Source organism: Streptomyces sp. NPDC051740 (genome assembly GCF_044453165.1).
GTDB classification, from domain to species: domain Bacteria; phylum Actinomycetota; class Actinomycetes; order Streptomycetales; family Streptomycetaceae; genus Streptomyces; species Streptomyces atrovirens.
Genome location: NZ_JBITCL010000011.1, coordinates 1 through 23,737 on the forward strand (window position 1 = coordinate 1; position 23,737 = coordinate 23,737).

Consider the following 23,737-nt stretch of genomic DNA (forward strand, 5'->3'; position numbering starts at 1 on the left):
TGAAGGAGATGCTCCTGGACGCCAAGGAAGAGCTGACAGCCTTCGCCGACTTCCCCCACCAGCACTGGAAGAAGATCCAGTCGACCAACCCGCTGGAGCGCTTAAATCGTGAGGTCAAACGCCGGGCCGACGTCGTCCAGGTCTTCCCCAACGATGCCGCCGTCGAACGCCTCGCCACCGCCGTCCTGATCGAGATGCACGACGAGTGGATCGCCTTCCCCCGCCGCTACCTCTCCAACGAGAGCATGGACAGCCTCTATCCAGACAAGACCACCCTGCTGCCCGCCACCGACGAATGATCGCCTACACCACACCACGGGGCACGACCTGCGCGGGGCTTCGGCGATGCAACCGCAATGAAGTATCTCCAAGCGGCTCATCATCCGCACCGCTTTAAACAGGACCCAACACAGGCCTGACCAGCGCTGGTCTCCGGCGGCATGCCGCCGGAGAACACAGGACGATCAGACTGTCAGGTGCTTCGCGAGGTCGGTGAGGCTGCTGAAGATCGGAGTGTTGAACTCCTTGTCGAGATGGGCACGGTTGACCGCGGTGTCCCACGCCTTCTTATCCGTGACGACCACGTCGCAGTACGGAATCGCGATCGACAGCGCGGCTATGTCGCGCAGATCGTTGATCGTCCAGTTCCGGTGCACGTCCTTGAGATAGTGGAAGTGCATCATCGTGACGACCTTGCGGGACGGAAGTGCCATCAGGAAACTCGTGAGATCGTCCCGGCTGTGAAACGGACCCTGCTTCACGAAGCCGGCGCTCATGAGCGCACGGGTGTAGTTGTCGATGATGTCGAAGCTGAGCTGGCGGGCGACGATGGCGTCCATCGATCGCTTAGCGATTTCCGGGACGGTGCGCAGTGTGTTGATCATGACGCTGAAACTGGCGAGCTGATCGTCCGCGACGCGCCGGGCCGCATAGGGGTCATAATCCGGGATCGCGGACCGAAGAGTCCCGGGTGGCCCCCTCAGGACCCAGTACTCGGTGGTCGCGTTCGCCGAGGCCTCGAACTCCGACACTGACATCCCCAGGCGGGTCTCCAGCTCTTGGCGGTTCTCCTCCGTGATTCCGTTCAGCACCATCCGCTTGGCCTCGCCGAACGCGAACCCCACGCCGATACCGAATTTCGTCACCTTCTTGGGGAAGGCGGGGCGGCCGAGCCGGCGGTTGAGCTCCAGCGCCAGTTCCTCATCGACGATCTTAGACCTGGGTGCCATGGTCACGAACCTGGACAACAAGGCCATCGCGTCCGCCGCCCGCTCGCGGTGAGCGTCGCGGGGATTCTCGGTCAACTCCATGTAGTGCACGGTCGAGAGGGGAAATATGACCTCTCCCCGCTCGACATGGCCCTGGAACTGCTTCAGAGCCGTGACGTGGTCGGGGTTCTGCGGGTTGCCCGCGAGTGCGTCTCCGAGGGCATACCAGTGGTTCAGGTCGAGATAGACCATCAGCGGAAGGGGTGTTGCCATGCCCGCGATGCTAGGTCGCCCAATCGCCTGATGCATCGGACTTTTCCCGTTGCGCGAAGCCCGTCCGGCAACGAGTGGATCAGCTGGTATATCTCCATCTTGAAAACGGGAACCCGCCGGTCTCTTCGCCCTGAAGAGCTCCGACACCTCCGAGTTCGGCGCGACAGGGCCTCAGGAATCCGCGAACCCGTCGGCTTCCACGGCCGCCGCGCTGGACGACCTCACCGGTGCTACCTGGGGCACGGTGGATGAGCGGCTGCGTTTCCGCCTGGCGAGGGTCGCGGCCTGGGCCGGACATGAACCTCAGCTGACCCACTCCACCCTCTGTACGGAAGGGCCCGCACGGCTTGCCGTGCGGGCCCTTCCGTGTCATCCCTGCTTTGCGGACGCACACGCCCTAGGGGGAGTGCGTCCCGCCTCCCAGGTGGGAGACAAGTGGGAGATGATCATGGCGTGGTGCTGCAATCAGGCGCTAGGAAATGCTAGATAGCGCTACCTGCGCGGCCCTGGTTCAGCCGCCGGATTCGCCCGCGTGCGGGCTCAGCGCACCCATGCTGACCAGCATAATCACCACTATGCCGAGGGCGATGCGGTACCAGACGAAGGGCATGAAGCTCTTGGTCGAGATGAACTTCATGAACCAGGCGATCACCGCGTACCCGACGGCGAAGGCGATCACCGTCGCGAAGAGCGTCGGGCCCCAGGAGACGTGCCCGCCCTCCGCGGCGTCCTTCAGCTCGAACGCCCCGGAGGCCAGCACCGCGGGGACGGCGAGCAGGAAGGAGTAGCGGGCCGCGGCCTCGCGCCGGTAGCCCATGAACAGACCGCCGCTGATGGTGGCGCCGGAGCGGGAGACACCCGGGATGAGGGCCATGGCCTGGCAGATGCCGTAGATCAGGCCGTCCTTGACGCTCAGATCCTTGAGTTCCTTGCGCTGCTTGGCCACACGGTGCCGGCCGCCGCTCTCGCTCCGCGCCGCGAGGCGGTCGGCGACGCCGAGCACGATGCCCATGCCGATCAGCATCGTCGCGGTGAGCCGCAGATCACGGAACGGCCCCTCGATCTGGTCCTTGAGCGTCACCCCGAGCACGCCGATCGGGATCGAGCCGACGATGACGAGCCAGCCCATGCGCGCGTCCTGGTCGCGGCGCATCTCCTTGTTCGTCAGCGAGCGGGTCCAGGCCGACAGGATCCGCCCGATGTCCTTGCGGAAGTAGATCAGGACCGCGGTCTCCGTGCCGATCTGGGTGATCGCGGTGAAGGCCGCGCCCGGGTCCTCCCAGCCGGAGAAGGCCGCGGTCAGCCGCAGGTGCGCGCTGGAGGAGACGGGCAGGAACTCGGTCAGCCCCTGGACGAGTCCGAGGATGAGTGATTCGAACCAAGACATGAGGTAACGGAGTCCAAGTGCCGATCGTGGGACGGGCGACGGCGCACCGCACCGCCGTGAGCGGTGACCAGGGGCGCCGAGGGGGAAGCGTAGCGCCCCAAGATGAACAGCCCCGACACAGGGGCTTCACGGCCCCGCCCCTGACGGAAGGCGACGGCTCAGGCCGCCGTGGGGCCGCCCACCGTCCACCCCGGCGCCTGCGGATGCGAGGTCAGGTCCTCGTGACGCGCCTCGTCGCCACAGGCCCGGCAGGTGACGACCGGGACGAATTCGCTGCCGCAGACGTGCTCGAGCACCATGGGCAGGTCGCCGTCCCGGTGCAGATGGCGGTCGCCCCACTCCTTGAGGGTCAGCAGGACGGGCTCCAGTTCCAGCCCCGCCTGGGTGGGCCGGTACTCGAAGCGCTGCGGGCGCTCGCTGTAGGGGTGCTTGGCCAGGATCCCGGCGTCGACCAGCCGCCGCAGCCGGGCGGCCAGGATGTCGCGCGGAGCGCCGATGTTGCGCACCAGCTGGTCGAAGCGGCCGTTGCCCAGGCACACCTCGCGCAGGACGAGCAGGGAGTACTTCTCGCCGACCAGCGCGAGCGTGTCGGCGATCGAGCAGGGACGCGGGTCTTTGGAGGCGGCCATGCGGCCGAGTCTAGAGGAGGGTTTGTTTTTCCAACTCACAGGGCTATGGTGAGTTCGGATTTCCTACTCACTGGTACGTCGTCCTGAACCGGTCCCGGCCAAGGAGGCCCGCACCATGCGTGACGCAGTCGTCGTCGAAGCCGTACGCACCCCCATCGGCAAGGGCAGGCCGCAGGGCGCCCTCGCCCACGTCCACCCCGTCGAACTCCTCGCCCACACCCTGCGCACCCTCGTCGAGCGCTCCGGTGTGGACCCCGCGCTGATCGACGACGTCATCGGCGGCACCGTCGACCAGGTCGGCGAGCAGGCCATGAACACCACCCGCTACGCCGTCCTGTCCGCCGGCCTGCCCGAGTCCGTCCCGGCCACCACCGTGGACCGCCAGTGCGGCTCCTCCCAGCAGGCCGTGCACTTCGCGGCGCAAGGGGTCATGTCCGGCGCGTACGACCTCGTCGTCGCCTGCGGCGTGGAGTCCATGAGCCGGGTGCCGATGTGGTCCAACGTGCCCGCGGGCAAGGACCCCTTCGGTCCCGGAGTCGCCGAGCGCTACCCGGAAGGGCTCGTCCCGCAGGGCATCGGCGCCGAACTCATCGCCGCCAAGTGGTCGATCACCCGCGAGCAGATGGACGCCTTCGCCGTCTCCTCGCACCGCAAGGCCGCCGGGGCCTGGAGCACCGGGCTGTTCGACGCCGAGGCCGCACCGCTCGACGGCGTCACGCGCGACGAGTGCGTACGGCCGGACAGCACCACCGAGACCCTGGCCGGCCTGCGTCCCGCCTACCACGACCCGGTCTTCGCCGAGCGCTTCCCGCAGATCGAGTGGAACGTCACCGCGGGCAACGCCAGCCCGGTCAACGACGGCGCCTCCGCCGTCCTCATCACGTCGAGCGAGACCGCCGCCCGCCTCGGACTGCGCCCGCTGGCCCGGCTGCACAGCTTCGCCGTCACCGGATCCGATCCGCTGCTGATGCTCACCGGTGTCGTCCCGGCCACCGAGAAGGTGCTGCGCCGCGCCTCCCTGTCGCTCGACGACATCGACCTGTTCGAGGTGAACGAGGCGTTCTCCAGTGTGGTCCTGGCCTGGCAGCAGGAGACCGGCGCCGACCTGGCCCGGGTCAACGTGCACGGCGGCGCCCTCGCCCTCGGCCATCCGCTCGGCGCCAGCGGCACCCGGCTGACAACGACCCTGGTCCACGCGATGCGCGAACGCGGCGCCCGCTACGCCCTGCAGACCATGTGCGAGGCCGGCGGACTCGCCAACGCGATGGTCCTGGAGCGGGTCTGACGTACCGCCGGCCGACTCACCGTCCGCGCAACCGGTGCCGCTTGCGCCACGCCACCACCGCGCCCGCCAGGCCCGGTACGGCGATGCAGGCCAGCGCGATCAGGAAGGCCGGGGACGTCGGCGTCGACGCGCGGGCGCCGGCCACCACGTAGGCGGCGGTGTTCGGGACCGACCCGAGCGCCGTCGCCAGCAGGAACGGCAGCAGGCCCATGCGGGAGACGGCGGCGCAGTAGTTCGAGGCGGCGAACGGGATGCCCGGGAACAGCCGGGCCGCCAGCATCGAGCGGAAGCCGTGCCGGCTGAGCTGCTCGTCCGCGGCCTTCAGCCAGCGTCCGCGCAGCAGTGGACGGAGCGCCTCCTGGCCGAGCGCCCGCCCCAGGCAGAAGGCCAGCCCGGCGCCCAGCACCGTGCCGCCCAGCGCCGCGCCCAGGCCGAGCTGGGAGCCGAACAGCGCGCCCGCGGCGAGGTTCAGCAGCGGGCGCGGCACGAACGCCACCGTGCACACCCCGTAGGCCACCGCGTACGCCACGACCGCCGCGGCCCCGCCGAGCTGTGCGGGCCAGCCGTCGGTCAGCAGCCGCTGTGGCTCGAACGCGAGCACCAGCGACGCGGCGGTGAGGAGCAGGGCGACCAGCAGGGACAGCCGTGACCACGGCGACAGCAGGATTCTGGCGCAGCGGGCGGCGAATCCCGTGGCGGTGGCCGGCGGGAGCGGTACCGCGAGGTCCGTGGCGGTGGCCCGGGGAGAGGCCGTGGCGGCGGTGCCCCCAGAGCGGGTGGTGGCATCGAGCATCCGGTGACACTAACCGACATATGTGTGTGATCGCCGTAGTGTTCGTCTCATGCGCGTCACAGAGGACGGTACGGCGGCACCGCGTGTGCCGGGCAGTCCGCTCGCCGACACCGTGCTGGAACGGCTCACCGCCACGTACGGGCCCGCGGCCGATCCGGAGCGGGCCGTGGCGATGCGCGCCTACATGAAGGACGTCGCCCCCTTCCTCGGCCTGACCGCCCCGGCCCGCCGCGCCCTGTCCCGCACCGTCGTGGAAGGGCTGCCCCGCCCCGACGAGGCCGACTGCGCGGCCGTCGCCCTGCGCTGCTGGGAGCTGCCCGAGCGCGAGTACCAGTACTTCGCCGTGGACTACCTGCGCCGCCACGTACGGCACTGCTCCTCCGGCCTCCTGCCCGTCGCCCGGCACCTCGTCACCACGGTCCCCTGGTGGGACACCGTCGACCCGCTCGCCGCGCACGTCGTCGGGGCGCTGGTCGCCGCCGACCGGAGCCTCACCGCCGAGATGGACGAGTGGATCGGTGACGACGACCTGTGGCTCGGCCGCACCGCGCTGCTCCACCAACTGCGCTACAGGGAACGCACCGACACCGCGCGCCTCTTCGACCACTGCCTGCGCCGCTCCGGACACCAGGACTTCTTCATCCGCAAGGCCATCGGCTGGTGCCTGCGCGAGTACGCCAGGACCGACCCCGACGCCGTACGGGCCTTCCTGGCGCGCGAACAGGGACGGTTCGCGCCGCTGTCGGTACGGGAGGCGCTGAAGAACATCGGCGCGTAGCGGCCCGGCGCGGAAAACCATTCGACGCGGGGCGGACCGTCGGCAAGGATCGACGCCATGTTCCGGTACGCCTTCCACCTCGCAGCATCCGCGGTCGCGGATGCCCCGAAGGCTGCCGTTCCCACCTTCCTCGCCGCAGTCGACGGCGCCCGAAGCTGACCCTCCCCGGATCGTCCGGCGGACCCCCCAGGGGGAGGGTCGGCCAGGTTCCTGGGGTCCCCGTCCCGGCCGCGCGCCGATCCGCCGCGCCCGGGGCCGTCACGCGTCACCGCGCGTCATCACCGAGAGGCTTCGAGGTACCGCCATGTCCAAGACGGCGTACGTCCGCACCAAACCGCATCTGAACATCGGCACGATGGGCCATGTCGACCACGGCAAGACCACCCTGACCGCCGCCATCACCAAGGTCCTCGCCGAGCGCGGCTCCGGCAGTTTCGTCCCGTTCGACCGCATCGACCGGGCGCCGGAGGAGGCCGCGCGCGGCATCACCATCAACATCGCGCACGTCGAGTACGAGACCGACACCCGGCACTACGCCCACGTCGACATGCCCGGCCACGCCGACTACGTCAAGAACATGGTCACCGGCGCCGCGCAGCTCGACGGGGCGATCCTCGTCGTCTCCGCGCTCGACGGGATCATGCCGCAGACCGCCGAGCACGTGCTGCTCGCCCGGCAGGTGGGCGTGGACCACATCGTCGTGGCGATCAACAAGGCCGACGCGGGCGACGAGGAGCTCACCGACCTGGTCGAGCTGGAGGTCCGCGACCTGCTCTCCGCGCACGGTTACGGCGGGGAGTCCGCGCCCGTCGTACGGGTCTCCGGGCTGAAGGCGCTGGAGGGCGACCCGCGCTGGACGGCGTCGATCGACGCGCTGCTCGACGCGGTGGACACGTATGTGCCCATGCCCGAGCGGTACCTGGACGCGCCGTTCCTGCTGCCGGTGGAGAACGTGCTCACCATCACCGGCCGGGGCACCGTCGTGACCGGCGCGGTGGAGCGCGGCACGGTCCGCGTCGGCGACCGGGTCGAGGTGCTCGGCGCCGGGGTGGAGACCGTGGTGACCGGTCTGGAGACCTTCGGCAAGCCCATGGAGGAGGCGCAGGCCGGTGACAACGTGGCGCTGCTGCTGCGCGGGGTGCCGCGCGACGCGGTGCGGCGCGGGCACGTGGTGGCCGCGCCGGGCAGCGTGGTGCCGAGCCGGCGTTTCACCGCGCGGGTGTACGTGCTGTCGGCCCGCGAGGGCGGCCGTACGACACCGGTGTCGACCGGGTACCGCCCGCAGTTCTACATCCGCACGGCGGACGTCGTGGGTGACGTCGACCTCGGCGAGGCGGCGGTGGCGCGGCCCGGGGACACGGTCACGATGACCGTCGAACTGGGACGGGACGTGCCCCTGGAGTCCGGGCTCGGGTTCGCCGTCCGTGAGGGCGGCCGCACCGTGGGGGCGGGGACCGTGACCGCCGTCGGGTGAGGGCGGTGCCCGTGCGCGGGGGACTGCCGGCCGGTGCGTGACCGGTCGCGCGGTGCCCCGCGCCTCCGCCGGCGTCGGCCGCCCGCACAATGAGGGGGTGAACGAAGCCATACCCGTCAGCCGCGTCACCGACCACGGCACCGCGAAACTCATGCCCGACGTGGACCGGGAGCGGGCCTGGCTGCTGACCGTCGACGGGGCACCGCAGTCGTACGTCGACCTCGACGAGCCGACGCATCTGGAGTTCGAGTACGCGCGTCGGCTCGGGCACGTCCTCGACACCGTGGGTGAGCCGGGGCGCCCCCTGGACGCCCTGCACCTCGGCGGCGGCGCGCTCGCCCTGCCCCGCTACCTGGCCGCCACCCGCCCCGGCTCCCGGCAGCACGTCGTGGAGTTCGACCGGGGGCTGCTGGAACTGGTCGCCGAGCACCTGCCCCTCCCCGTCGACGCCGATGTCACCCTGCACGCGGCGGACGCCCGCGCCTGGCTGGAGTCGGCCCCCGACGACAGCGCGGACGTCCTGGTCGCCGACGTCTTCGGCGGCTCACGGGTCCCGGCGCACCTGACGTCCGTCGCCTACGCGCGGGAGGCCGCCCGCGTCCTGCGGCCCGGCGGGGTCTATCTCGCCAACCTCGCGGACGCGGCCCCGTTCGCCTTCCTCCGCTCCCAACTCGCCACCCTGGGAACGCGGTTCGAGGAGCTGGCGCTGATCGCCGAGCCGGGAGTGCTGCGTGGCCGCCGCTTCGGCAACGCGGTCCTGGCCGCCGCCCACCGCCCCCTGGACATCGCCGGCCTGTCCCGCGCCACCGCCGCCGACGCCTTCCCCGCGCGGGTCGAACACGGCGCGGCCCTGCGGGACTTCACACGCGGTGCGCGTCCGGTGCGCGACGAGGACGCCGTACCGTCCCCGGAACCTCCGGAGGGGGCGTTCGGCATCGGCTGACCCGGCGCCCGTACCGATCCCGCGCGCGGCGCACGCCGTCACCGGGGCCCGTCGATGAGCGTCCGGTGTCGGCCGGCGTGGTGCGCGCCCGTCATCCGAGCCCGCCGACGGGGCGTTCGGTGTCGGCCGGCGCGGTGTCCGTGTCCGGGGCCGCGCCGGTGACCCGGAGGGTTCGGCGGCGCAGGTTCCGTACGTCCGGGACGCACAGCACCGCCGCCGTGACGACCACGACCAGCGCGGCGCACCCCCACAGCGCCTCCGGGCGGCCGAAGGCCGTCTCCGCCGGGCCCGCCAGGGCCATCGCCGTCGGCACCAGCGCGACCGAGCCGAACCAGTCGTACGCCGAGACCCGGGACAGCTTCTCCTCCGGTATCTCCTGGTGCAGCGCGGTCATCCAGGAGACGCCGAACACCTCCAGCGACACGCCGGTCACGAACATCACCGCGCACAGCACGGCGACCGGCGCCGGCACGGCGAGCGCGGCGGACGGCAGGGCCAGCGGGAACACGCACAGGGTGCCGACGAACAGCAGACGGCGCGGCTGCCAGCGGGTCATCAGCAGCGCGCCCACCACCGTGCCCCCGCCGAAGAACGCCAGCGCCACGCCCCACGGACCGGCGCCGCCCAGATGGTCCCGGGCGACGAGCGGCCCGTAGACCGCGTCGGCCGCGCCGACGACCGCGTTGGCGACGGAGAACTGGACGACGATGCCCCACAGCCAGGGCCGGCCGATGAACTCCCGCCAGCCCTCCTTCAGATCGGCGAGCATGCCGCCGCCGGGGGCGCGCGGCGGTATGTGCTTCACATCGAGGAACGCCCGCAGCGCCGCCGCGACCGCGAAGGCCGCCGCGTCCGCCGCCAGCACCCAGCCGGGCCCGATCGCGGCGACCATGGCGCCGCCCAGCGCGGCCCCGCCGAGCGTCGCTCCGTGCATCGCCATCCGGAACACCGCGAACGCCCGGCCGGCCTGCTCGCCCTCGACGGAGGACAGCAGCATGCCCTCGGCGGCCGGGTTGAAGAACGCCTGACCGGTACCGCCGAGCGCGCTGAGCAGCATCATCTGCCACAGCTCCGCCTCGCCCGCCAGGACCAGCGCCGCGAACGCGGCCTGCGAGACACAGTTCAGGGCGTTGGCCGCGACCATCACCCGGTGCCGCGGCAGCCGGTCCGCGACGGCACCGCCGATCAGCAGGAACAGCACCAGCGGCAGGGTGCGGGCGGCGGCCACCAGACCCACGTCGCCGCCGTCGCCGCCCGTGCCCAGCACGGCGAACGCGGCGGCGATCAGCGCGCCGTGACTGCCCAGGTTGGTCACCACGGCGGCGGCGGTCAGCAGGGAGTAGTTGCGGCCGGCCCAGGCGGGACGGCGGCGGATGACGGTGGTCGGCACCCCGTGACTATCGCCGGGCCGGGGCCGACTTGCCAAATGGGCCGCCGCCCTCCCGACCTGCTACGACCCCTGCGGCCCGTCCTCCGTCAGACGCACCGTGCTGAGGATCTTCTGCACGGTCGCGTCCGGGATCTCGTCCTTGACGCCCTTGGCGCCGTACAGGTTCCAGGTGACGAAGTCCCCGGCGCCGTTCTTGAAGGCGAACGTGATCGCCTTGCCGTCGCTGTCGCACTTGCCGTTCTGCGGCGTGTTCTCCGAGTGCGCCGTGGCCACGCTGCCCTTGATGCCGGACGCCGTGGTGTACGCCTTCGGCTTCTCGTACTTGATGCTCTTCTTGTCGGGCTGCGTGTACCCGCCGTAGACCCACCACGGCACCCGGGTCTCGGCCGCCATGTCCGTGTCCTTGGCGCCGTTCTCGCCGCGGGTACCGGCGGTGGCGAGGGAGGTGTTCTCCTCGCGGCCGTCCTTGTTGTCGTCGCTCGTGCACCACTCGGACTTCAGATAGGCGGGGGCGGTGACGGTGGTGCGGTCCAGCTCACCGTCCTCCTTCTCCCACTCGAAGCCCACGCTGGTGCCGGGCGTCTCGATCTCCCAGTCGGCCGGGACGTCGAACTTGGTGCCGAAGCGGGTGTTGACGACGACCTGCCAGCCCGGAACGGTCGCCTTCTCCCCCTCGCCGCCGCGCGGGTTGTCGTCCGAGGCGGAGGCGCTCGGTTCGGCGGAGGTGTCCTTGGTCGCCGTCGCGGTCGGCTTGGCGTCCTTCTTGCCGTCGGCCTCGTCGTCCTTGTCGCCGCCGAGCACCAGGAACCCGGTGACACCGGCGGCCACCACCACGGCCGTCGCCGCCACGATCGCCACCAGCTTCGTCCGGTTCCCGCCGCCCCCGCCCTGCGGTGGCTGCGGTCCGCCCGCCACGGTCTGCGCCCCCCAGTCGGACTGCTGCTGGTACGGGTTCGGCTGCTGGTAGCCGGGCTGCTGGTACGGATTCGGCTGTTGGTACCCCGGCTGCTGGTACGGGTTGTTCGACTGCGGGTTCTGCTCGCCCCCGGGCGGCTGCTGTCCTGGCCACATGGGCAGCAACCCTAGCCGTGCCAGGGACACGATTGGGTCACCGCCCTTTGACGGGGACGTAGCGAACCGGATGCCGCGCGGCATGGCGAGTTGAGGCTACTCGTGGGTAACCTGCGGCCATGAGCGCAGACCAGATGTCCATCGGCGAGATGCTCGCCGCCACGGTGCCCATGGCCCGGACCCTCAACCTCCAGTTCCTGGAGACCACGCCCGAGCGGGCCGTGGTGGCCCTGCCGGACCAGGCCGACTACCACAACCACGTGGGCGGTCCGCACGCCGGTGCGATGTTCACCCTCGGTGAGTCGGCGAGCGGCGCGATCGTGCTCGCCGCGTTCGGGGACCAGCTCGCGCGGGCCGTGCCGCTGGCCGTCAGCGCCGAGATCGCCTACAGGAAGCTGGCCATGGGCCCGGTCACCGCCACCGCGACCCTCGGCCGCCCGGCCGCCGAGGTCGTCGCCGAACTCGACGAGGGCGTGCGCCCCGAGTTCCCGGTCTCGATCGCCATCCGCCGCGAGGACGGCGCCGTCACCGGCGAGATGACCGTCGTCTGGACCCTGCGCCCCAACGGCTGACCACCGGCACACCGGCGGGGCCCGGTAGGCTTCCCGTTCGTGCGCCGGTCCCGGCGCACGAACGGCGGACCGGGAGGACGGGGCGTTGCACGTGCAGGAGTGGCTCGAGACCGTACCCGCGGTCGCCGTGTACGCCCTGGTGGGGCTGGTCATCGGGCTGGAGAGCCTGGGCATCCCGCTGCCGGGCGAGATCATCCTGGTCTCCTCCGCGCTGCTCGCCTCCCAGCACGGCGACATCGACCCGGTGGTCCTCGGCGCCTGCGCCACCGCCGGCGCGATCATCGGCGACTCGATCGGCTACGCCATCGGCCGCAAGGGCGGACGGCCACTGCTGGCCTGGCTGGGCGCCAAGTTCCCCCGCCACTTCAGCGAGGGGCACATCGCGGCCGCCGAGCGCTCCTTCAAGAAGTGGGGCATGTGGGCCGTCTTCTTCGGCCGCTTCGTGGCCCTGCTGCGCATCTTCGCCGGCCCGCTCGCGGGCGTGCTGCGGATGCCGTACTGGAAGTTCCTGATCGCCAACGTCCTCGGCGGCATCGTCTGGGCGGGCGGCACCACCGCCGTCATCTACTACGTGGGCATCGTCGCCGAGTCCTGGCTGAAGCGCTTCTCCTGGCTGGGCCTGGTACTGGCGGTACTGATCGGCGCGACATCGATGCTGGTGCTGAAGCGCAAGGCGAAGAGGGCGACAACCCCCGAGCCCGCCATCGCGGGCGACTGAAGCGCGGTCCTCAGGGGCGCGGGGCCGTGCCGACCTGCGGCTCCGCCGCGTGGGCGGGAGAAACCACGGTCGACCCGCAGACCGCCCACGACCGTCACGCCCCGTGCTCTTCCCGGTGAACCTTCGCCAACTCCGCATACATCGTCCCGTTGAGCGTGAGCCCCTCCCGCTCCTCGGAGGTCAGCTCCCGCCGGACCTTCGCCGGCACCCCCGCCACCAACGACCCCGCCGGCACCCGCATCCCCTGCGGCACCAACGCCTGCGCGGCGACAAGGGACCCCGCGCCGATCACGGCGCCGTTCAGCACTGTCGCCCCCATCCCGATCAGACAGTCGTCCTCGACGGTCGCCCCGTGCACCACGGCGTTGTGCCCGATCGACACCCGCTCACCCACGCTGACCGGAAACCCCGGATCGGCGTGCAACGTGCAGTTGTCCTGCACATTGCTGCTCGCCCCGACGGAGATCCGCTCCACGTCACCGCGCAGCACCGCCCCGTACCAGACGCTCGCCCCCGCGTGCAGCGTCACGTCCCCGATCACCGAGGCCGTGGGTGCCACGAAGGCGTCCCCGTCCACCTTCGGCTCCCTGCCTCCGATACCCGTGATCAGCGCGCGGTGCGTCATCGGCCTCTCCTCCACACGACGTCGTAGACACCCCGCACCGTACGCCAACCCGGTAGGGTGAAGATCACAGGGCCACCGGCCCGTCGGTGAGCCGCCCGCCGACTACGGTGAGCGGGTGCCGAAGCGCAAGAACACGTTCTCGTCCCGGCCGCGCCGCCTCGCCCAGCGCGTGGTCCACGCGGGCTGGGCCTGGGTGCAGCGCACGGGCTCGGTGACCGCCGAGCACCCCGGCCGCTTCCGTTTCGGGGCGATGGGAACAGGTACCAGGCTCGCCTTCCCGCTCGGCACGGTCTTCGGCGAGCCCTGGATCCGGATCGGCGCGCACTGCATCGTCGGCGAGCAGGTCACCCTCACCGCCGGCCTGATGCCCGGCCTCGACCTCGGCCCCGAGCCGATCCTGCGCATCGGCGACGGGGTCGTGCTGGGCCGCGGCAGCCATGTCATCGCCGACACGACGGTCACCATCGGCAGCGACTGCTACTTCGGGCCGTACGTCTACGTCACCTCCACCAATCACTCCTACGACGATCCGCACGAGCCCATCGGCAGGCAGTGGCCGCGGATGGAGCCGGTGGAGATCGGCCCCGGCTGCTGGATCGGCACCGGCGCGGTGATCCTGCCGGGGGCGCGCGTCGGGCGGAACGTGGTGGTGGCCGCGGGCGCGGTGGTCCGGGGCACGGTGCCCGACCACGCCGTGGTCGCGGGCGCCCCCGCCCGTGTCGTACGCCGCTGGACCCCCGCCGACGGCTGGCAGCCGCCGCTGCGCACCCCGGCGCCCGTACCGATCCCGGAGGGCGTCACCCCGGAGCAGTTGCGGGCGCTGTCGGAGCTGGACGAGGAGGGCGTCGCGCGGCTCGCGGAACTGGACGAGGAGGACGTGGTCCGGCTCGCGGAGCTGGAGCCCGAGGGCTGAGCGGCCCATTCCGGTCGCAGTACAGTGCGGTGGACGATCGGGTTCACCCCCGCGGGAGCCGGACACATGGAACCCTGTCGCCCATGACGCCGGACGAATTGGACGGAACGTGTCGGACCTCGACCTGCTGACCCAGTCCCTGGCGCGCAACGTCAGACGCTGGCGCACCGAGCGCGGCTTCACACTGGACACGCTCGCCGCGCGGGCCGGTGTCAGCCGCGGCATGCTCATCCAGATCGAACAGGCCCGCACCAACCCGAGCATCGGCACGGTCGTCAAGATCGGCGACGCGCTCGGCGTCAGCGTCCCCACCCTGCTCGACTACGAGCGGGGCCCGAAGGTCCGGATCGTCCCCGCCGACCAGACCGTGCGGCTGTGGCACACCGAGGGCGGCAGCTACAGCCGGCTGCTCGCCGGCACCGAGGCGCCCGGCCCGCTGGAGATGTGGGACTGGCGGCTCATGCCGGGCGAGAGCAGCGACTCCGACCCGCACCCCGCCGGCACGGTCGAACTCGTCCACGTCACGTCCGGGGAACTGACCCTCACCGTCGACGGAGCGGAGCACCGGGTGCCGGCCGGCGCCAGTGCCTCCTTCGAGGCCAACACGCCGCACACGTACGGCAACCGGGGCGATGCCCCGATGGAGATGATCATGACGGTCTCGGTGCCGCCCGTGCACTGAGGCACCCCTGTTACGGTGCGGCCATGCGCGCACCCATCGGAGACTTCGACCACGCCACCCCCACCCCCGACTGCCTCGACGAACTGACCGCCCCGGTCGCCGCCGCCGTCCGCGCCTGGAGCGGCAGCGTCCCCGCGGACCAGATCCTCTACGTCGACACCGACCCGCGCTGGGCGGACACCGCCGTCTTCGTCGAGCACTACGGCCGGGACCTGCTGGAGCGGTCGGCGAACTGCGTGGTGGTGGCGGGCAAGCGGGGCGGAGGGACCACGCTCGCCGCCTGTGTCGTCCTGTCCACCACCCGGCTCGACGTCAACGGCGTCGTACGGCGTCACCTCGGCGCCCGCAAGGCGTCCTTCGCCCCGACGGACACGGCCACGGGGGAGACCGGCATGGAGTACGGCGGCATCACCCCGGTCGGACTGCCCGGCGAGTGGCCGGTGCTGGTGGACGCGGCCGTCGTGGACCTGCCGTACGTGCTCGTCGGCAGCGGCCGGCGGCGCGGCAAGCTGCTGGTGCCGGGCAAGGCGTTCGCGGAGCTGCCCGGAGCGGTCGTACTGGAAGGGCTGGGTGTGGCCTGACGGGTCACCTCACCGCGTGGTGGGCGAGCGGCAGGTGCGGGTCCGCCGCGCCGGGCACCGGTTCCGGGTCGGCGTGGACCAGGGCCGCGGTCAGCCGGGGGACGGCGTGCAGCAGCGCGTGCTCGGCCTCGACGGCGACGCGATGGGCCTCGCGCACCGTCGCCTCGCCGTCCACCACGACCGCCACCTCCGCGCGCAGCCGATGGCCGATCCAGCGCAGCCGCAGCTCACCCACCCCGCGCACACCCGGAACCGCCGTCAGGGCCCGCTCGGCCCGGTCCACCAGCGCGGGGTCGACGGCGTCCATCACCCGCCGGAACACCTCCCGCGCGGCGTCCCGCAGCACGAACACGATCGCCGCCGTGATCGCCAGCCCCACCACCGGGTCGGCGTACCGCCATCCCAGGGCCGAGCCGCCGGCGCCCAGCAGCACCGCCAGTGAGGTGAAGCCGTCCGTACGGGCGTGCAGCCCGTCGGCGACCAGCGCGGCCGAACCGATGCCACGCCCGACCCGGATGCGGTACCGGGCCACCCACTCGTTGCCCGCGAACCCGACCAGCGCCGCGACGGCGACCACCGGGACGTGCGCGACCGGGCGCGGGTCCAGCAGCCGGTCGAACGCCGTCCAGCCGGCGAAGGCCGCGGACGCGGCGATCGTCAGCACGATCGCGATGCCCGCCAGGTCCTCCGCGCGCCCGTAGCCGTAGGTGAAGCGGCGGGTGGCGGCGCGCCGCCCCAGGACGAAGGCGATGCCCAGCGGTACGGCGGTCAGCGCGTCCGCGGCGTTGTGCACCGTGTCGCCGAGCAGCGCCACCGAGCCCGACACGACCACCACGGCCGCCTGCGCCAGCGCCGTCACGCCCAGCACCGCGAGCGAGACCCACAGGGCGCGCATGCCCCGGGCCGAGGACTCCAGCGCGGAGTCGATTTTGTCGGCCGTCTCGTGGGAGTGCGGGGTGAGGAGGTGGGCGAGGCGGTGGAGCGGCGAAGCGCGGTGGTGCTCGTGCTCATGGCCGTGGTGGCGGTCGTTCACGATCGTCCCCTTCCGGTGCGCGAGGTGGACGCGGCGGCGCCCACACCGTCATTATGTGCGTATGAGCGCACGCATGCACCTGTCACCTGCGCACGACGCGCACCCGCGCACACCCGGCGAGGAGCACTTCGCGCTCGCGGCGGAGCTGCTCGCCCTGCTCGGCGACCGCACTCGGCTGACCCTGCTGCACGCCCTGACCGGCGGCGAGGCCGATGTCACCACACTCACCGAGGCCTGCGGCGCGGCCCGGCCGGCGGTCAGCCAGCATCTGGCGCGGCTGCGGCTCGCGGGTCTCGTGGACACCCGCAAGGAGGGACGCCGGGTGGTCTACTCCCTGCGCGACGGCCATCTGCGGCGGCTGGTCGACGAGGCGCTGAACGTGGCCGACCACCGGATCGGCGACCGGCCGCCGCACGACTGACGGGGCCGCGGCCTCGGGCCGATCGCGTGCAGGAGGTCGCCGACGGTGAGCCCGGCGCCCGCCACGACAGCCGGAGAACGTTGCGGAGAAGGGGAGCCGAGGAGGGGAGAGCTCTGGCTCGTCGCGCCATCGTGGCGGCACGGCCCCTGTGCCAGGCCCTAGCCGAGCCGGGGTATCTCGATCGCCGGGCAGCGGTCCATCACCATCTCCAGGCCCGCCGCGCGGGTCCGCTCGTAGGCCGCCTCGTCGATGACGTCGAGCTGGAACCACACCGCCCCGGCGCCCTTGGCCACCGCCTCGTCCGCGACGGCCCCGGCCAGGTCGCTGTTGACGAACACGTCCACGACGTCCACCTCGAAGGGGATGTCCGCGAGGGAGGCGTAGCCCTGCTCGCCGTGTACGGTCTCGGCCTTCGGGTGCACCGGCACCACGCGCTTGCCGAACCGCTGGAGCACCTGGGCGACCCCGTACGCCGCGCGCTGCCGGTTCGACGACAGGCCGACCACGGCCCAGGTGTCACCGAGTCCGGTGAGGATCTTGCGGACCGTCGCCTCGTCGCCGTACACCGTCGGCCTCCCGGGGGTCGTGAAAGAGCTGTCGCCCCGCACAACGAACCGGGATGCCCGGTGATTCCCGGTGCCACCGGTCCTCCCAGGGGGCGGTGGACTGTACCGGCCACTGGGCCGTCCGGCGCCGGGAACCGCACACGGCGACCCGAAAAGCGGCCCGGATACCTGCGTACGACCGCTCACGCGCCTACGCTCGCCTCGTGCTGCGCATCACCGACGCCCGAACCGGCGAACCCGTGGACGCCGCCCCCGCCCGGCGGGGCCTGACCCGGGTCGAGGCCCACACACAGGGGGCCGACCCGACGAACCTGCGTGTGCTGCTCGTCGCCGACCTGCTCGTACGCGCCCTGGAACTCGGCGGCACGCCGGTCTGGGCGCTGCTCACCGGCGATCGGCAGCGGGCGGAACTCCGCGCGGCGGGCGCGGCCCTCGGGGTCCGGCCCTTCGAGGACGGCGGGGACACCGGCACCGGCCTGGGCGAGGCCCAGGTGCTGCACGTGGTGAGCGAGGGCGGCGCGACACCCGACGGGGTGCGCGTCGCCGTGGCCCCCGTGCACGGGGAGGCGGGCGGCGCCGACCCCGCCGCCCTGCGCCTGACCCTGCTCGCCCACCCCAGAAGCGAGGCCGTGACGGTCGGCCCGGCCGCCCTGGACGACGCCGCCGGAACCCTCGACCGCTGGCGCCGCGCGGTCGCCGACTGGGCGCGACGGCCCTCGAAGCCGGTACCCGACGCGGTGCGCGCCGATCTGCGCACCGTGTGGGAGGACGATCTCGACACGGCCGGCGTGCTGGGCGTCCTCCGCGCGGTGGAGGCGGACCCCGGCCTGGCGGACGGCGCCCGCTTCGAGACGTACGCCTACGCCGACCGGCTGCTCGGCCTCGACCTCGTCCGAGACCTGGGAGCCCCGGAATGATCGAGCGTGCCGGGCGGGGACCGCTGCGCCGCCTGGTCGTCCTGCGCCACGCCAAGTCCGCCCGGCCGGAAGGCGTCACCGACCACGAGCGCCCCCTCACCCCGCGCGGCCTCCGGGACGCCCCCGCCGCCGGGCGCGCGCTCGCCGAGGCCGACTGCCTGCCGGGCCTCGCGCTGTGCTCCACCGCCGTCCGGGCCCGCCGCACCTGGGAGCTGGCCGCCGCGCAGTGGGGCACGCCCCCGCCGGTCCGCCACGACCCCCGCCTGTACCACGCCGACGTCCCCGAACTGCTGGACGTGGTGCGCGGGACACCGGCCGAGGTCGAGACGCTGCTGCTGGTCGGACACAACCCGGGCCTCGAGGACCTCGTCCTGACCCTGGCCGGCGACGGCCTGGACGACACCCTGGACCGGGTCCGCGCCAAGTTCCCGACCTCCGCGATCGCCGTACTGTCCTGGCGCGGCGCCGCATGGCGGGACCTCGCCCCGGGAGCAGCCCTCCTGACGTCGCTGACCGTGCCCCGGGGCGGGCGCCGGTAGCCCGCGCGGGGACGCATAGGCTGGCCGGATGCAGGACGAGTACCGCACCATCGCCCGCGCGGGTGTGCACGAGACCGAGATCAACCGCTCCCGCTTCCTGTGCGCCCTCGCCCCGGCGGGCACCGAGCAGGAGGCGCAGGACTTCGTCGCGGCCGTCCGCAAGGAGCACGCCGACGCCACCCACAACTGCTGGGCGTACGTCATCGGCGCCGACGCCTCCACCCAGAAGGCCAGCGACGACGGGGAGCCCGGCGGCACCGCCGGCGTCCCCATGCTCCAGATGCTGCTCCGCCGCGACATGCGGTACGTCGTCGCCGTCGTCACCCGCTACTACGGCGGCGTCAAGCTCGGCGCCGGCGGCCTCATCCGCGCGTACGGCGGCGCCGTCGGCGAGGCACTGGACACCCTCGGCACGATCACCCGGCGCCGCTTCCGGCTGGCCACGGTGACCGTCGGCCACCAGCGGGCCGGCAAGGTCCAGAACGACCTGCGCGCCACCGGACGCGAGGTGCGGGACGTGCGCTACGGCGAGGAGGTCACGATCGAGATCGGCCTCCCGGACGCCGACGTACCCGCCTTCCGCGCGTGGCTCGCCGACGCGACCGCCGGGACGGCCGGGTTCGAGCTGGGCGGGGAGGCGTACGGGGACGCGTGACCGGTACGTATTCGACCTCTTCGGGCGCATGACGGGGGGAATGCGCACCGGGTCATGACGGAGCGATACGGGAGTAACCGCCCGTGCCGTCGGGCCCTCCGGTTACGCTGCGGGGATCATGAGACTGCTGCACACTTCCGACTGGCACCTCGGCCGGTCCTTCCACCGGGTCGGCATGCTCGGTGCCCAGGCCGGGTTCATCGGCCACCTCGTCAGCACCGTGCGTGAGCGCGAGGTGGACGCCGTGGTCGTGTCGGGAGACGTGTACGACCGCGCGGTGCCGCCGCTCGCCGCGGTCGAGCTGTTCGACGACGCCCTGCACCGTCTCGCCGGCCTCGGCGTGCCGACGGTGATGATCTCCGGCAACCACGACTCGGCCCGCCGCCTCGGCGTCGGCGCCGGGCTCATGGGGAGCGCGGGCATCCATCTGCGGACCGACCCGGCCGCGTGCGGCACACCCGTGGTGCTGTCCGACGGGCACGGGGACGTCGCCTTCTACGGGCTGCCGTACCTCGAGCCGGCCCTGGTGAAGGACGAGTTCGCGGTGGAGAAGGCCGGCCACGAGGCGGTGCTCGCCGCCGCCATGGACCGGGTCCGCGCGGACCTCGCCGCCCGCGCGCCCGGCACCCGCTCGGTCGTCCTCGCGCACGCCTTCGTCACCGGCGGCGAACCCAGCGACAGCGAGCGGGACATCACCGTCGGCGGGGTGGCCGCCGTGCCCGCCGGGGTGTTCGACGGCGTCGACTACGTGGCGTTGGGGCACCTGCACGGCTGCCAGACCCTCACCGAGCGGGTGCGCTACTCCGGCTCCCCGCTGCCGTACTCCTTCTCCGAGGCCGCGCACCGCAAGAGCATGTGGCTCGTCGACCTGGCCGCCGACGGGGCGGTCACCGCCGAGCGCGTGGACTGCCCGGTGCCGCGCGCGCTGGCCCGGATCCGCGGCACCCTGGAGGAACTGCTGGCCGACCCCGCGCTGGCGCGGCACGAGGAGGCGTGGGTCGAGGCGACCCTCACCGACCCGGTCCGCCCGGCCGACCCCATGGCCCGGCTCACCGAGCGCTTCCCGCACACCCTCAGCCTCGTCTTCGACCCGGCCCGGACGGCGGACGACCCCGCGGTCTCCTACGCCCGCCGCCTCGCCGGCCGCGACGACCAGCAGATCGCCGAGGACTTCGTCGCCCACGTGCGCGGCGCCGGCCCCGACCCGCACGAACGGGCCGTCCTGCGGGACGCCTTCGACGCGGTCCGCGCGGACGACACGGTGCGGGAGGTGGCGCGGTGAGGCTGCACCGATTGGACATGACGGCCTTCGGACCCTTCGGGAGCGCCCAGAGCGTCGACTTCGGCGAGCTGTCCGCCGCGGGGCTCTTCCTGCTGCACGGCCCCACCGGCGCCGGCAAGACCTCCGTCCTGGACGCCGTCTGCTACGCGCTGTACGGCTCCGTCCCCGGCGCCCGGCAGAGCGGTCAGGGCATGACCCTGCGCAGCGACCACGCCGCCCCGGGCGTCCGCACCGAGGTCACCCTCGAACTCACCGTCGCCGGACGCCGGCTGGAGATCACCCGGCAGCCGCCCTGGGAGCGTCCCAAGAAGGGCCGCCGTGCGGGCACCACGGTGGACAAGGCCCAGACCTGGCTGCGCGAACGCGACGCCGCCTCGGGCACCTGGAAGGACCTCAGCCGCTCGCACCAGGAGGTCGGCGAGGAGATCACCCAGCTCCTCGGCATGAGCCGGGAGCAGTTCTGCCAGGTCGTGCTGTTGCCCCAGGGCGACTTCGCGCGCTTCCTGCGTGCCGACGCCGAGGCCCGCGGCAAGCTGCTGGGCCGCCTCTTCGACACCCGCCGCTTCGCCGACGTGGAGAAGCGCCTCGCCGAACGCCGGCGGGCCGCCGAGTCCCGGGTGCGCGAGGGCGACGCCGGCCTGATCGCCGACGCGCACCGGATGCAGCAGGCCGCGGGCGGCTCCATGGAGCTGCCCGAGCTGACGCCCGGCGAACCGGGACTGGCCGAGGCCGTGCTGGGCGCCGCCGCCGTCGCCCGCAGCACCGCGCGGGAGCAGCTCACCGCCGCCCGCTGCCGCCTCGCCACCGCCGAGTCCGCCCTCGCCGACGCCGACCGCGTCCTGGACGTCGTACGCGAACGGGACCGGCTGCAACGGCGGTTCGCCGAGGCACGGGAGCGGGCGGACCGGCTTCGGGAGCGGTCCGGCGCCCACCACGAGGAACGGACCCGCATGGAGCGGGCCCGCAAGGCCGAGGCCGTCGCCCCCGCCCTGGACCTGCGGGACTCCGCCGGGGCCGAGCACGCACGGGCGGCCGGTGCCGAGCTGCGCGCGCGTGCCCTGCTCCCGGCGTCCCTCGCGGACGCGGGAGCGGCCGGGCTCGCGGCCGCCGCACGCCGGGCCGCCGAGGAACTGGGCGGGCTGGAGTCGGCCCGTCGCGCCGAGCGGCGGCTGACGGAACTCCTCGGTGAGCGTGCCGACCTGGACCGCCGGGAACGCGCCGACGACGAAGCGAGGGAGGACGCGGAGACCTGGCTCGCGGACTGGGAGGAGACCCGCGCGGGTCTGCAGGCCGGCATCGAGTCCGCTCAGCAGGCCGCGACCACGGCCCGTGAACTCGCCGTGCGGCGCGACCCCGCGCGGCAGCGGCTGAACGCCGCGCGGCTGCGCGACCGGCTAGCCCGGGAGACGGAAGCAGCCGAGGAGCAGGCCCGCGCCGCCCGGGAACGGGCGCTCACGGCGCAGCGGCACTGGCTCGACCTCAAGGAACAGCGGCTGAACGGCATCGCCGCCGAACTGGCCGCCGGTCTCACCGACGGCGAACCCTGCGCGGTCTGCGGGGCCACCGAACACCCCGCCCCCGCCCGCAAGGTCGCCGGGCACGTCGACCGCGAGACGGAGGAACGCGCCCTCGCCGGCCACCAGCGCGCCGAGGACCACCGCGCGGAGGCCGAGCAGCGGCTCGGCGCCGTACGGGAGGCGCTGGCCGCCGCGAGCGCCGAAGCCGGGGACACCACCACCGAACAGCTCTCCCGCGAGGCCGACGAGTTGGAGCGGCAGTACGCGCAGGCGCGGGACGCCGCCTCCGTGCTGCACGCCGAGCAGGAACGGCTGCGCCGCGCGGAGGACGAGTACGAGCAGCGGATCACCGCCCAGCGCGAGGCTGCCGTCCGGGCCGCCTCCCGCGTGGGCCACCGCGAGCGGCTGGACCGGGAACACGCGGCGCTGGAGGAGGAGTTGGCGCAGGCGCGGGGGGACGCCACCAGCGTGGCCGCGCGCGCCGCGCAGCTGGAGCGGAGCGTCGGGCTGCTCACGGACGCCGCCGACACCGCCCGCGCCGCCGAGGACGCGGCCCAGCGGCTCAAGGAGGCCGACGCCCGGCTCGCCGACGCCGCCTTCCGCGCGGGCTTCGACACCCCGGGGGCCGCCGCCGAAGCCCTCCTGGACGACGCGGCCCACCGCGAACTCCAGCGGCGCCTGGACGCCTGGCAGCAGGAGGAGGCCGCCGTACGGGCCGTCCTCGCCGAGCCGGAGACCGTCGCCGCCGCACAGCGGCCGCCCGCCGACCTCGGCTCCGCGCAGCGGGCCGCCGAGGACGCGGACCGCAGGGTGCGCGAGGCGGCCTCCGCGCGGGACGCCGCCGACCGGCGCCGCGCCGAACTCGACCGGCTCTCCGCGCGGGCCGCCGCCTCGGTGCGCCGGCTGGGACCCCTGCGCGAGGAGTACGACCGGGTGGCCCGCATGGCGGGACTCACCGCGGGCACCTCGGCGGACAACGAACGGAAGATGCGCCTGGAGTCGTACGTCCTCGCCGCCCGCCTGGAACAGGTCGCCGCCGCCGCGACCGTACGGCTGCACCGCATGTCGTCCGGCCGGTACACCCTCGTCCACTCCGACGACCGCACCGGCCGCGGCCGCAGCGGGCTCGGACTGCACGTCGTCGACGCCTGGACCGGACGGGAGCGCGACACCGCGACCCTCTCGGGCGGTGAGACCTTCTTCGCCTCGCTCGCCCTCGCGCTCGGTCTCGCGGACGTCGTCACCGACGAGGCGGGCGGGGTCCGGCTGGACACCCTCTTCATCGACGAGGGCTTCGGCAGCCTCGACGACCAGACCCTCGACGAGGTCCTGGACGTCCTGGACTCCCTGCGCGAACGCGACCGCAGCGTGGGCATCGTCAGCCATGTCGCCGACCTGCGGCGCCGGATACACGCCCAGCTGGAGGTCGTGAAGGGCCGCTCCGGCTCGGAGCTGCGCCGGCACGGCACCCGCTGAGGGCCGCGG

General features: G+C 73.1%; 25 protein-coding genes. 16 read left to right on the forward strand and 9 right to left on the reverse strand.

Annotation, left to right across the window (positions count from 1 at the left end; all coding sequences use genetic code 11):
• Positions 1-299, forward strand: a 299-nt coding sequence (locus ACIA6T_RS19475; RefSeq protein WP_399447718.1) for a transposase, incomplete at its 5' end; no start/stop codon positions are given.
• 165 nt (positions 300-464) lie between these two features.
• On the opposite strand, the gene ACIA6T_RS19480 is transcribed toward ACIA6T_RS19475, so the two are convergent.
• The 3 genes from ACIA6T_RS19480 to ACIA6T_RS19490 all read right to left on the reverse strand — a co-directional run bounded on the left by ACIA6T_RS19480 (position 465) and on the right by ACIA6T_RS19490 (position 3,497).
• Positions 465-1,481, reverse strand: a complete 1,017-nt coding sequence (locus ACIA6T_RS19480) for a hypothetical protein (RefSeq protein WP_399447719.1) — start codon at positions 1,479-1,481, stop codon at positions 465-467.
• A 511-nt stretch (positions 1,482-1,992) separates the two neighbouring features.
• Positions 1,993-2,868 carry an undecaprenyl-diphosphate phosphatase gene (locus tag ACIA6T_RS19485; RefSeq protein ID WP_399447720.1) on the reverse strand — a complete coding sequence of 292 codons (876 nt, stop codon included), beginning with the start codon at positions 2,866-2,868 and terminating at the stop codon, positions 1,993-1,995.
• Positions 2,869-3,026: 158 nt separating this feature from the next.
• Positions 3,027-3,497, reverse strand: coding sequence for a winged helix-turn-helix transcriptional regulator (locus ACIA6T_RS19490; RefSeq protein WP_399447721.1), 471 nt, complete (start codon positions 3,495-3,497; stop codon positions 3,027-3,029).
• Positions 3,498-3,612: 115 nt separating this feature from the next.
• Here ACIA6T_RS19490 and ACIA6T_RS19495 point away from each other — a divergent pair, with 115 nt between their 5' ends.
• Entirely contained in the window at positions 3,613-4,782 is a 1,170-nt protein-coding gene (locus ACIA6T_RS19495) for a thiolase family protein (protein ID WP_399447722.1), read from the forward strand.
• A 16-nt stretch (positions 4,783-4,798) separates the two neighbouring features.
• On the opposite strand, the gene ACIA6T_RS19500 is transcribed toward ACIA6T_RS19495, so the two are convergent.
• On the reverse strand, positions 4,799-5,575 hold the full coding sequence (locus tag ACIA6T_RS19500) for a TVP38/TMEM64 family protein (protein WP_399447723.1): 777 nt from the start codon (positions 5,573-5,575) through the stop codon (positions 4,799-4,801).
• A 49-nt stretch (positions 5,576-5,624) separates the two neighbouring features.
• On the opposite strand from ACIA6T_RS19500, the gene ACIA6T_RS19505 reads away from it, so the two are divergent.
• The 3 genes from ACIA6T_RS19505 (at position 5,625) to ACIA6T_RS19515 (ending at position 8,770) form a co-directional block, all read left to right on the forward strand.
• Positions 5,625-6,353: a DNA alkylation repair protein gene (locus tag ACIA6T_RS19505; RefSeq protein ID WP_399447724.1), complete on the forward strand. Its 729-nt coding sequence runs from the start codon at positions 5,625-5,627 to the stop codon at positions 6,351-6,353.
• Between the two features lie 304 nt (positions 6,354-6,657).
• Positions 6,658-7,827 (forward strand): elongation factor Tu, encoded by a 1,170-nt coding sequence (gene tuf / locus ACIA6T_RS19510; protein WP_399447725.1) that lies wholly within the window; start codon positions 6,658-6,660, stop codon positions 7,825-7,827.
• 97 nt (positions 7,828-7,924) lie between these two features.
• Positions 7,925-8,770 (forward strand): spermidine synthase, encoded by an 846-nt coding sequence (locus ACIA6T_RS19515; protein ID WP_399447726.1) that lies wholly within the window; start codon positions 7,925-7,927, stop codon positions 8,768-8,770.
• A 91-nt stretch (positions 8,771-8,861) separates the two neighbouring features.
• Here ACIA6T_RS19515 and ACIA6T_RS19520 read toward each other — a convergent pair whose 3' ends face one another.
• Positions 8,862-10,160, reverse strand: coding sequence for an MFS transporter (locus ACIA6T_RS19520; protein ID WP_399447727.1), 1,299 nt, complete (start codon positions 10,158-10,160; stop codon positions 8,862-8,864).
• A gap of 60 nt (positions 10,161-10,220) precedes the next feature.
• Complete coding sequence (locus ACIA6T_RS19525; protein ID WP_399447728.1) at positions 10,221-11,231, reverse strand: hypothetical protein; 1,011 nt, start codon at positions 11,229-11,231, stop codon at positions 10,221-10,223.
• A gap of 134 nt (positions 11,232-11,365) precedes the next feature.
• Here ACIA6T_RS19525 and ACIA6T_RS19530 point away from each other — a divergent pair, with 134 nt between their 5' ends.
• Positions 11,366-11,803, forward strand: coding sequence for a DUF4442 domain-containing protein (locus tag ACIA6T_RS19530; protein WP_399447924.1), 438 nt, complete (start codon positions 11,366-11,368; stop codon positions 11,801-11,803).
• 85 nt (positions 11,804-11,888) lie between these two features.
• Positions 11,889-12,521, forward strand: a complete 633-nt coding sequence (locus ACIA6T_RS19535) for a DedA family protein (protein WP_399447729.1) — start codon at positions 11,889-11,891, stop codon at positions 12,519-12,521.
• A 94-nt stretch (positions 12,522-12,615) separates the two neighbouring features.
• Here ACIA6T_RS19535 and ACIA6T_RS19540 read toward each other — a convergent pair whose 3' ends face one another.
• On the reverse strand, positions 12,616-13,146 hold the full coding sequence (locus tag ACIA6T_RS19540; RefSeq protein ID WP_399447730.1) for a gamma carbonic anhydrase family protein: 531 nt from the start codon (positions 13,144-13,146) through the stop codon (positions 12,616-12,618).
• Positions 13,147-13,261: 115 nt separating this feature from the next.
• Between ACIA6T_RS19540 and ACIA6T_RS19545 the strand changes: the two genes are divergently transcribed.
• From ACIA6T_RS19545 to ACIA6T_RS19555, 3 genes are all read left to right on the forward strand, one after another.
• Positions 13,262-14,059, forward strand: a complete 798-nt coding sequence (locus ACIA6T_RS19545; protein ID WP_399447731.1) for an acyltransferase — start codon at positions 13,262-13,264, stop codon at positions 14,057-14,059.
• Between the two features lie 109 nt (positions 14,060-14,168).
• Positions 14,169-14,741: a helix-turn-helix domain-containing protein gene (locus tag ACIA6T_RS19550; protein WP_383462331.1), complete on the forward strand. Its 573-nt coding sequence runs from the start codon at positions 14,169-14,171 to the stop codon at positions 14,739-14,741.
• A gap of 23 nt (positions 14,742-14,764) precedes the next feature.
• Positions 14,765-15,322: a YbaK/EbsC family protein gene (locus ACIA6T_RS19555; protein WP_399447732.1), complete on the forward strand. Its 558-nt coding sequence runs from the start codon at positions 14,765-14,767 to the stop codon at positions 15,320-15,322.
• Between the two features lie 4 nt (positions 15,323-15,326).
• Here the strand turns inward: ACIA6T_RS19555 and ACIA6T_RS19560 are convergent, their stop codons facing one another.
• Entirely contained in the window at positions 15,327-16,355 is a 1,029-nt protein-coding gene (locus ACIA6T_RS19560; RefSeq protein ID WP_399447733.1) for a cation diffusion facilitator family transporter, read from the reverse strand.
• Positions 16,356-16,416: 61 nt separating this feature from the next.
• Between ACIA6T_RS19560 and ACIA6T_RS19565 the strand changes: the two genes are divergently transcribed.
• On the forward strand, positions 16,417-16,776 hold the full coding sequence (locus tag ACIA6T_RS19565; protein ID WP_399447734.1) for an ArsR/SmtB family transcription factor: 360 nt from the start codon (positions 16,417-16,419) through the stop codon (positions 16,774-16,776).
• A gap of 158 nt (positions 16,777-16,934) precedes the next feature.
• Here the strand turns inward: ACIA6T_RS19565 and ACIA6T_RS19570 are convergent, their stop codons facing one another.
• Complete coding sequence (locus ACIA6T_RS19570) at positions 16,935-17,342, reverse strand: CoA-binding protein (protein WP_399447735.1); 408 nt, start codon at positions 17,340-17,342, stop codon at positions 16,935-16,937.
• Between the two features lie 203 nt (positions 17,343-17,545).
• Here ACIA6T_RS19570 and ACIA6T_RS19575 point away from each other — a divergent pair, with 203 nt between their 5' ends.
• From ACIA6T_RS19575 to ACIA6T_RS19595, 5 genes are all read left to right on the forward strand, one after another.
• Positions 17,546-18,259, forward strand: a complete 714-nt coding sequence (locus tag ACIA6T_RS19575) for a hypothetical protein (RefSeq protein WP_399447736.1) — start codon at positions 17,546-17,548, stop codon at positions 18,257-18,259.
• On the forward strand, positions 18,256-18,798 hold the full coding sequence (locus ACIA6T_RS19580) for a SixA phosphatase family protein (RefSeq protein WP_399447737.1): 543 nt from the start codon (positions 18,256-18,258) through the stop codon (positions 18,796-18,798). Before ACIA6T_RS19575 ends, ACIA6T_RS19580 begins: the two co-directional genes overlap by 4 nt.
• 28 nt (positions 18,799-18,826) lie before the next feature.
• On the forward strand, positions 18,827-19,453 hold the full coding sequence (locus ACIA6T_RS19585) for a YigZ family protein (protein WP_399447738.1): 627 nt from the start codon (positions 18,827-18,829) through the stop codon (positions 19,451-19,453).
• A gap of 118 nt (positions 19,454-19,571) precedes the next feature.
• Positions 19,572-20,735 carry an exonuclease SbcCD subunit D gene (locus tag ACIA6T_RS19590; protein ID WP_399447739.1) on the forward strand — a complete coding sequence of 388 codons (1,164 nt, stop codon included), beginning with the start codon at positions 19,572-19,574 and terminating at the stop codon, positions 20,733-20,735.
• Positions 20,732-23,728, forward strand: a complete 2,997-nt coding sequence (locus tag ACIA6T_RS19595) for an AAA family ATPase (RefSeq protein ID WP_399447740.1) — start codon at positions 20,732-20,734, stop codon at positions 23,726-23,728. The genes ACIA6T_RS19590 and ACIA6T_RS19595 overlap by 4 nt, the downstream gene beginning before the upstream one ends.
• Positions 23,729-23,737: the final 9 nt, after the last annotated feature.